We start from the raw sequence: 7,649 nt of genomic DNA, 5'->3' as shown, positions 1-7,649 counted from the left end.
AGCCTGTTCACGATCTCGCGAGCAAGAGCGAGACAAGGCGAAAACGAGCGAAAAAGCGGAATGTACAAGGGTACATGAGCATTTTGAGCTTGTTTTTAACACCGTATCGCCGCAGCGGAGCAGATCGTGAACAGGTTCTAAGAAAGCGAGATGGTCATACGATACATGAGCATTTCAAAGCGGTTTTCAATGCCATATCGCCAGCGCGCAGCAGACCGTGAACACATTCCAAGCCGCCAATGAAAAAGCCGGCCCTTACGGACCGGCTTTCGCTTACGGAATGGAAACCATTATTTGACGATGCGCAGGCTGGGACGCCCGCTCGGCTTGACCGGAGCCTCCGGCTCGGACGGCGCCTCCGTCGGCTTGGCCTCTTCGTCGGCCGCCACCGGTTTCAGCGTCGGTGCGGCGGCTTCCGTCTCGCCCAGCTCCACTTCGAAGCCCATGCCTTCGCCGGTTTCCCGGGCAAAGATCGACATCACATTGCCGATCGGCACCCAGATGTCGCGCGAAACGCCGCCGAAGCGAGCGGAAAACGACAGCCAGTCATTGTCGATGCGCAGGTTCTTGGTGGCCGACAAACCGATGTTCAGCACGATTTCGTTGTTTTTCACGTACTCGTGCGGCACATCGGCGCGCTCGTTGACCCATACCACCACATAGGGTGTGAAACCGTTGTCGCCACACCACTCGTGCAGCGCTCGGATCATGTAGGGCTTGGTGCTGGAGCTCATTGGCAATCCTTATTTGCGCATGGCCTTTTCGGACGGCGTCAGCGAATCGATAAAGGACTGACGCTGGAAAATACGCTCGGCGTACTTCAGGATGGGCGCGGAGTTTTTGCCCAGATCAATGTTGTAATGCTCCAAACGCCACATCAGCGGCGCAATCGCCACGTCGATCATGGAGAAATCGTCACCCAGCATGAACTTCTGCTTGGCGAAAATCGGCGCGATCGTAGTCAAACCGTCACGGATGGCCTCGCGGGCCTTGTTCGCTTCCTTGCCGGTGGCGCCAGCCTCCAGCGCCTTGACGTGGATGAACAGCTCGTTTTCAAAACGGTAAAGGAACAGGCGGGCGCGGGCGCGCATCACCGGGTCCGCCGGCATCAGTTGCGGGTGTGGGAAACGCTCGTCAATGTACTCGTTGATGATATTGGATTCGTGCAGGATCAAATCGCGCTCGACCAATACCGGCACCTCATTGTAGGGGTTCATCACCGCCAGATCTTCCGGCTTGTTATGGATGTCCACATCAATGATTTCGAAATCCATTCCCTTTTCAAAAAGCACGATACGGCAACGCTGGCTGAACGGGCAGGTAATTCCGGAGTAAAGAGTCATCATGGCAGGAGGAAATCCTTAACTAACAATGGGTTGATTCAGCTGGGCATTCTAGCACTTTCCCCCACCCCATTTCCAGCACTGCATCATAAGACCATGATTTAAAATAAAAAAGGCGGATTTCTCCGCCTTGATCAAAGCCGACAAGTTAGCTTAATGCACGTCGCGCCAGTACTCTTTCTTCAAGAAATACGCCAGCGGCAACAGCAACAGCGAGAGGAACATCAATACGACATAGCCAATCTGCTGACGCTTCACTTGTGCCGGTTCGCCGATGTAGACCAGGAAGTTGGTCAAGTCCGCCATCCGCTTGTCGAATTCCACGGTGTTGGCCTTGCCGTTCTCAAGCTTGGTCAAAGTACCGGCCTTGATCAGCTCCAGCTTGTGCTCCTCATGGCCTTCCGCATTCTTCTCGGTTTTCAGCACCTGCTCGCCTTGCCATTCCCAGAAGATGTGAGGCATGCCCACCTTGTCGAACACCGCGTTATTCCATCCGGTAGGCCGGCTCGGATCACGGTAGAAGCCGCGCAGATAGCCGTACAGATAGTCGGCGCCGCGAGAACGCGCGATCAACGACAAGTCCGGCGGCGTGGCGCCAAACCAGGCTTGAGCATCCTTCTTATTCATCGCGATGTTCATCTGATCCCCAATCTTGGCGCCCTCCGGCAGCAAGTTCGCCTTGATCTGCTCTTCAGTCAGGCCGATATCGGTCAGGCGGTTGTAACGCATCGCGCTGGCCGAATGGCAAGACAAGCAGTAGTTGGTGAAGATCTGCGCCCCGCGTTGCAAGCTTTCCGTATCTTGGATATTGATAGGCGCCTTGGGCAGCTTGGCCCCTTCGCTTGCAGCCAGCGCCGTAGCGCTGAACGGCAACGCCAGCGCCATGGCCGCGATTAGGTGGCGGATTTTGCTTTTCATGAGTCCTCTCCCCTTTTTACACGTTCATGGCGAATACGGCGGCGGCCACGATGGTCACCACCACCAGCACCGCAAACCGAATTTGGCGCTGGGCGTTGGTATCAGTCACCCGCGTCGGCACCGGAATGCTGCCCACATCGTTCTTGGTGTAGAACGGCATGCCCAGGAAGAAGGCGAAGTAGACGAACGAGAGCACCTGCGCAATTACGGTACGGGCATTGGTGGACGGCAAAGCACCCAGAATGCCAAGGCCGATGAAGGATATGATGAACAGGACCAGCATGAACTTGAACTTGGGACCGCGGTAACGGATGGACTTCACCGGCGAGCGATCCAGCCACGGCAGGAAGGCGATCAGCACCACCGCCGCGCCCATCGCCAATACGCCCCATACCTGGGTGCCCAGGAAGGACGGGATGGCACGCAAGATGGCGTAGAACGGGGTGAAGTACCATACCGGCGCGATATGCGGCGGAGTCTTCAGCGGGTCGGCCTGGTCAAAGTTGGGGTGCTCCAGGAAGTAACCGCCCATTTCCGGCATGAAGAACACAATGGCCGAGAACACGATCAGGAACACCACCACGCCCAGCACATCCTTAACGGTGTAGTACGGGTGGAACGGGATACCGTCAAGCGGAATACCCTTGTCATCCTTCAGTTTCTTGATCTCAACGCCGTCCGGATTATTGGAGCCCACTTCATGCAAAGCGATCAGGTGAGCGACCACCAGGGCCAGTAGCACCAGCGGCACCGCGATCACGTGCAGCGCGAAGAAGCGGTTCAGTGTAGCGTCAGACACCACGTAATCGCCGCGGATCCACACCGACAAGTCAGGGCCGATCACCGGAATGGAGCCGAAGAGGTTGACGATCACCTGCGCGCCCCAGAACGACATCTGGCCCCAAGGCAGCAGATAGCCCATGAAGGCCTCGGCCATCAGGCACAGGAAGATCAAGGTGCCGAACACCCACACCAGTTCGCGCGGCTGCTTGTAGGAACCGTAGATCAGGCCGCGGAACATGTGCAGATACACCACCACGAAGAACATCGAAGCGCCGGTGGAGTGCATGTAACGGATGATCCAGCCTCCGGCCACATCGCGCATGATGTATTCGACCGAAGCAAAGGCGACCGGGATGCCGGCCCCATTCAAGGTGCCGTCCGGCTTGTAGTTCATGGTCAGGAAGATGCCGGTGACAATTTGAATCACCAGTACCAGCATGGCCAGCGAACCGAAGAAGTACCAGAAGTTGAAGTTCTTCGGCGCGTAATACTCGGTAACGTGCTCCTTGAGCATCGACGATAGCGGAAAACGCTCGTCCACCCAGTTGAGCAACTTTTGTCCTTTAGTCATGTAGCCCCCTCAGCTTATTTGTCTTCGCCAATCAGCAGGCGGGTGTCGGACAGATATTTGTGCGGCGGAATTTCCAGATTCTTCGGTGCCGGCACGCCTTTGTAAACGCGCGCGGCCAAGTCGAACTTGGAACCATGACAGGGGCAGTAGAAGCCGCCCAACCAGTCCGGGCCCAGATCGGCGGGCGCGATATCCGGACGGTGGGTCGGCGAACAGCCCAAATGCGTGCAGATGCCGACGGCAACCAGCAACTCGGGTTTGATCGAGCGGTGCTCGTTCTGGCAATAAGTAGGCTGCTGATCCATCTCGGATTTGGGATCAACCAGCTTCTCGTCCAGCTTCGGCAGGTTTTTCAATTGCTCCGGCGTGCGGTTCAGCACCCATACCGGCTTGCCGCGCCATTCGACGTTGATCTTCTGGCCCGGCTCGATCTTGCCGATATCCACCTCGACGGGAGCGCCGGCGGCCTTTGCCCTCTCGGACGGGAAGAAACTCATCAGAAACGGCGTAGCCACTCCGGCCGCCGCCACACCACCAACAGCGCTGGTTGCAACCGTCAGAAAGCGACGGCGCCCCGCATCGACTTGTTGTTCACTCATTACAGTCATCCTCAAACGTGGAAACCGAGCCCAAAACTGCCTGATTTTACCCGATTCCGAGTAGGGACTTGAAGCTTCTATGCAAATAAATTGGCCGAAGCCCCGCTTAGCCTCTTAAACCGGGTTGGAAATGTCTACAAATTCAACACTTATGCCATGAAGCTGAGCCACGCGCTCACCCAAAGCCTTGATGCCAAAACGCTCCGTGGCGTGATGCCCCGCCGCGATGAAAGCCACATCACACTCCATTGCCATATGATGATTTTGCTCGGACGCTTCGCCGGTGATGAAAGCATCCACCCCCAGATCGATGGCTTCGGCGAAGAAGCTCTGCGCACCGCCAGTACACCAGGCCACGCGCGAAATCGGTTTGTCCGCCCTGCCCAACAGCAAGGCCTCGCGTCCTAGGCGAGCTGAAACATGCTCGCGAAAATCCACCGCGCGACCTCCACCTCGCCATGACCCATGCCACAGCAAGCCCTGCTCGCCCCCCTGCCCCAAAGCGTCCAAATCAAGCACTTTGCCCAGCATCGCGTTATTGCCCAACTCCGGATGAGCATCCAAAGGCAGGTGGTAAGCCAGCAAACTCAAATCATGCTCCAGCAATGTCTTGACCCGTTGACGCTTCATACCGCAAATCCGGGCGTCCTCTCCCTTCCAGAAATAGCCGTGGTGCACCAGCACGGCGTCCGCTCCGCGCGACGCCGCCGCCTCAATCAGCGCCTGGGAGGCCGTTACCCCGGTCACCAACTTGCGCACCGCCGGCCCGCCCTCCACCTGCAGGCCGTTGGGCGCGTAGTCCTTGTAGCGCCACGGCTCCAAAATCTCGTCCAGACTGCCCAACAACGCCTTCAATTCCATCACGCACTCCTTAACTTAATATATGCCCCGACCTTATTTTGCCAGAAGCCTACACATTTTAAGCCCGCAAAAGAAAAACCCCGCCGTAGCGGGGTTTTTTCAAAGCCTAGGAGGCGTCGACTTACATCATGCCGCCCATGCCGCCCATGCCGCCCATATCCGGCATGCCAGCCGCCGGCTTGTCTTCCGGCAGTTCAGCGATCATGCAGTCGGTGGTCAGCATCAGGCCAGCAACCGAAGCCGCGTGCTGCAGAGCGGAGCGGGTTACCTTGGCCGGATCCAGCACGCCCATTTCCAGCATATCGCCGTACTCGCCGCTAGCCGCGTTGTAACCGAAGTTGCCCTTGCCTTCCAGCACCTTGTTCACCACAACCGACGGCTCTTCGCCAGCGTTCTTGACGATCTGGCGCAGCGGCGCTTCGATGGCCTTCAGCACGATCTTGATACCGGCGTCCTGATCGGTGTTATCGGTTTTCAGGCTGTCCAAAGTGGAGCGGGCGCGCAGCAGAGCAACGCCGCCGCCGGCCACAACGCCTTCTTCCACAGCGGCGCGGGTAGCGTGCAGCGCGTCTTCAACGCGAGCCTTCTTCTCTTTCATTTCCACTTCGGTCGCGGCGCCAACCTTGATCACCGCAACGCCGCCGGCCAGCTTGGCCACGCGCTCTTGCAGTTTCTCGCGGTCATAGTCGGAAGTGGCTTCTTCCATCTGCTTGCGGATCTCGCCCACACGGGACTGGATCTCGGCAGCTTGGCCAGCGCCGTCGATGATAGTGGTGTTTTCCTTACCCACTTCAACGCGCTTGGCTTGGCCCAGCATTTCCAGCGAAGCTTTTTCCAGAGTCAGGCCAACTTCTTCGGCAATCACGGTGCCGCCGGTCAGGATGGCGATATCCTGCAGCATGGCTTTGCGACGATCGCCAAAGCCCGGGGCTTTAACGGCAACCACTTTCAGAATGCCGCGGATGGTGTTGACCACCAGAGTCGCCAGCGCTTCGCCTTCAACGTCTTCGGCGATGATCAGCAGCGGACGGCCGGACTTGGCCACTTGCTCCAGAACCGGCAGCAGGTCGCGAATATTGGAGATCTTCTTGTCGAACAACAGGATGAAGGGATTGTCCAGAGCGGCAATCTGCTTGTCCTGATTGTTGATGAAGTACGGGGACAGGTAGCCGCGGTCGAACTGCATGCCTTCAACCACGTCCAGCTCGTTGTTCAGGCTCTTGCCGTCTTCAACGGTAATCACGCCTTCCTTGCCCACTTTTTCCATGGCATTGGCGATGATGTCGCCGATGTCGGAATCGGAGTTGGCGGAGATGGAGCCTACCTGAGCGATTTCCTTAGTGGTAGCGCACGGCTTGGCGATCTTGGCGATTTCGCCTACCAGCGAGGCAACGGCTTTGTCGATGCCGCGCTTCAGATCCATCGGGTTCATGCCGGCGGCAACGTACTTCATGCCTTCCAACACGATGGCTTGAGCCAGCACGGTGGCGGTGGTGGTGCCGTCGCCGGCAACGTCGGAAGTCTTGGAAGCGACTTCTTTCACCATCTGCGCGCCCATGTTCTCGAACTTGTCTTTCAGCTCGATTTCCTTGGCGACGGATACACCGTCCTTGGTGATGGTCGGCGCGCCGAAGGAGCGGTCCAACACCACGTTGCGGCCTTTCGGGCCCAGAGTCACTTTAACGGCATCAGCCAGGATGTTGACGCCGGTTACCATCTTGGCGCGAGCGGAATCACCAAACTTTACGTCTTTAGCAGCCATTCTTAAATCTCCAGAATTCTGAGTAAGGGAAGTTCAGATGCGGGTCGGATTACTCGACGATGCCCATTACATCTTCCTCGCGCATCACGAGGACTTCATCTCCGTCAACCTTGACGGTCTGACCGGAGTACTTGCCGAAGATGACCTTGTCGCCTTTCTTCAATTCCAGGGCGCGGCGTTCGCCGTTTTCCAGAATCTTGCCGTTGCCGACGGCCAAAACCTCGCCCATGTCCGGCTTCTCAGCGGCTGCGCCCGGCAGAACGATGCCGGAAGCGGTTTTTTCTTCAGCCTCGAGGCGCTTGATAACAACACGGTCGTGCAAAGGACGAATTGCCATGGATCTCTCCTGTTACAGTGGCTGTTGAGAGTTGAAACCTGTTTGAGTTGAGGCGGGCGTTAGCACTCACCTTCTGCGAGTGCTAATAATAGGGACGAGAGGAAGGGTTTTCAAGAGCCTGCCGTAGCAATTTTCGATGAAAGCCCTCTAGAGCCTGTTCAAAGTCTCTAGATAGCGTGGAATGAGAGAAACTTCCGCTGTGAGAAAAAGCAACCCAAGCGATGGACTGTTCCAGTCGGTGTCGGTCGCGTGACCTCCTCCCGACTAACCGAGCGGTCTAAGCTGGAGATTGCCGGCTTAAAGATGAGCAAGTCGGAACTCGCTCGGGGTCTGGTCGCCCAGCGAACTATGAGGCCTGAATTCGTTGTGGTGTGGTGTCCCGCGCAAGACTTGAACATGCCGCATCGTAGCAACCACGTCCGCGGCTTTCAGCACGAAATCCACCGTGATCGCCAGGCTCTCCCGGCTAAAATTA

Annotated in this window: 9 protein-coding genes; 1 reads left to right on the top strand and 8 read right to left on the bottom strand. The window is 57.3% G+C overall.

The genetic code is table 11. The features are described 5' to 3' along the window. Positions 1-221, top strand: a 221-nt coding sequence (locus tag MOV80_RS23050) for a hypothetical protein (RefSeq protein ID WP_249605539.1), incomplete at its 5' end; no start/stop codon positions are given. Positions 222-290: 69 nt separating this feature from the next. Here the strand turns inward: MOV80_RS23050 and MOV80_RS23045 are convergent. The 8 genes from MOV80_RS23045 to groES form a co-directional block, all read right to left on the bottom strand. Next, positions 291-734: a ClpXP protease specificity-enhancing factor gene (locus tag MOV80_RS23045; protein WP_019103450.1), complete on the bottom strand. Its 444-nt coding sequence runs from the start codon at positions 732-734 to the stop codon at positions 291-293. A 9-nt stretch (positions 735-743) separates the two neighbouring features. After that, a complete protein-coding gene (locus MOV80_RS23040) occupies positions 744-1,346 on the bottom strand; it encodes a glutathione S-transferase N-terminal domain-containing protein (protein ID WP_039756141.1) in 603 nt (200 codons plus the stop codon). Positions 1,347-1,496: 150 nt separating this feature from the next. Further along, a complete protein-coding gene (locus MOV80_RS23035; protein WP_019103448.1) occupies positions 1,497-2,261 on the bottom strand; it encodes a cytochrome c1 in 765 nt (254 codons plus the stop codon). Positions 2,262-2,277: 16 nt separating this feature from the next. Then, a complete protein-coding gene (locus tag MOV80_RS23030; RefSeq protein WP_039756140.1) occupies positions 2,278-3,615 on the bottom strand; it encodes a cytochrome bc complex cytochrome b subunit in 1,338 nt (445 codons plus the stop codon). 14 nt (positions 3,616-3,629) lie between these two features. Continuing rightward, a complete protein-coding gene (gene petA / locus MOV80_RS23025; protein ID WP_039756139.1) occupies positions 3,630-4,214 on the bottom strand; it encodes a ubiquinol-cytochrome c reductase iron-sulfur subunit in 585 nt (194 codons plus the stop codon). Between the two features lie 114 nt (positions 4,215-4,328). Next, positions 4,329-5,075 (bottom strand): Nif3-like dinuclear metal center hexameric protein, encoded by a 747-nt coding sequence (locus MOV80_RS23020; RefSeq protein ID WP_019103445.1) that lies wholly within the window; start codon positions 5,073-5,075, stop codon positions 4,329-4,331. Between the two features lie 121 nt (positions 5,076-5,196). Next, complete coding sequence (gene groL / locus MOV80_RS23015; protein ID WP_043591381.1) at positions 5,197-6,837, bottom strand: chaperonin GroEL; 1,641 nt, start codon at positions 6,835-6,837, stop codon at positions 5,197-5,199. Positions 6,838-6,886: 49 nt separating this feature from the next. Then, positions 6,887-7,174: a co-chaperone GroES gene (gene groES, locus MOV80_RS23010; RefSeq protein WP_019103401.1), complete on the bottom strand. Its 288-nt coding sequence runs from the start codon at positions 7,172-7,174 to the stop codon at positions 6,887-6,889. Between the last annotated feature and the right edge of the window lie 475 nt (positions 7,175-7,649).

This window comes from Chromobacterium sp. IRSSSOUMB001 (assembly GCF_023507765.1).
Taxonomy (GTDB): Bacteria; Pseudomonadota; Gammaproteobacteria; order Burkholderiales; family Chromobacteriaceae; genus Chromobacterium; species Chromobacterium haemolyticum.
The sequence above is the reverse complement of the archived record's forward strand: the minus strand, read 5'-3'. Positions and strand labels throughout refer to the sequence as shown.

Coding starts and splice junctions, on each gene's coding strand:
- MOV80_RS23045 (WP_019103450.1), bottom strand. CDS start 734: ATGAGCTCCAGCACCAAGCCCTACATGATCCGAGCGCTGCACGAGTGG.
- MOV80_RS23040 (WP_039756141.1), bottom strand. CDS start 1,346: ATGATGACTCTTTACTCCGGAATTACCTGCCCGTTCAGCCAGCGTTGC.
- MOV80_RS23035 (WP_019103448.1), bottom strand. CDS start 2,261: ATGAAAAGCAAAATCCGCCACCTAATCGCGGCCATGGCGCTGGCGTTG.
- MOV80_RS23030 (WP_039756140.1), bottom strand. CDS start 3,615: ATGACTAAAGGACAAAAGTTGCTCAACTGGGTGGACGAGCGTTTTCCG.
- petA (WP_039756139.1), bottom strand. CDS start 4,214: ATGAGTGAACAACAAGTCGATGCGGGGCGCCGTCGCTTTCTGACGGTT.
- MOV80_RS23020 (WP_019103445.1), bottom strand. CDS start 5,075: ATGGAATTGAAGGCGTTGTTGGGCAGTCTGGACGAGATTTTGGAGCCG.
- groL (WP_043591381.1), bottom strand. CDS start 6,837: ATGGCTGCTAAAGACGTAAAGTTTGGTGATTCCGCTCGCGCCAAGATG.
- groES (WP_019103401.1), bottom strand. CDS start 7,174: ATGGCAATTCGTCCTTTGCACGACCGTGTTGTTATCAAGCGCCTCGAG.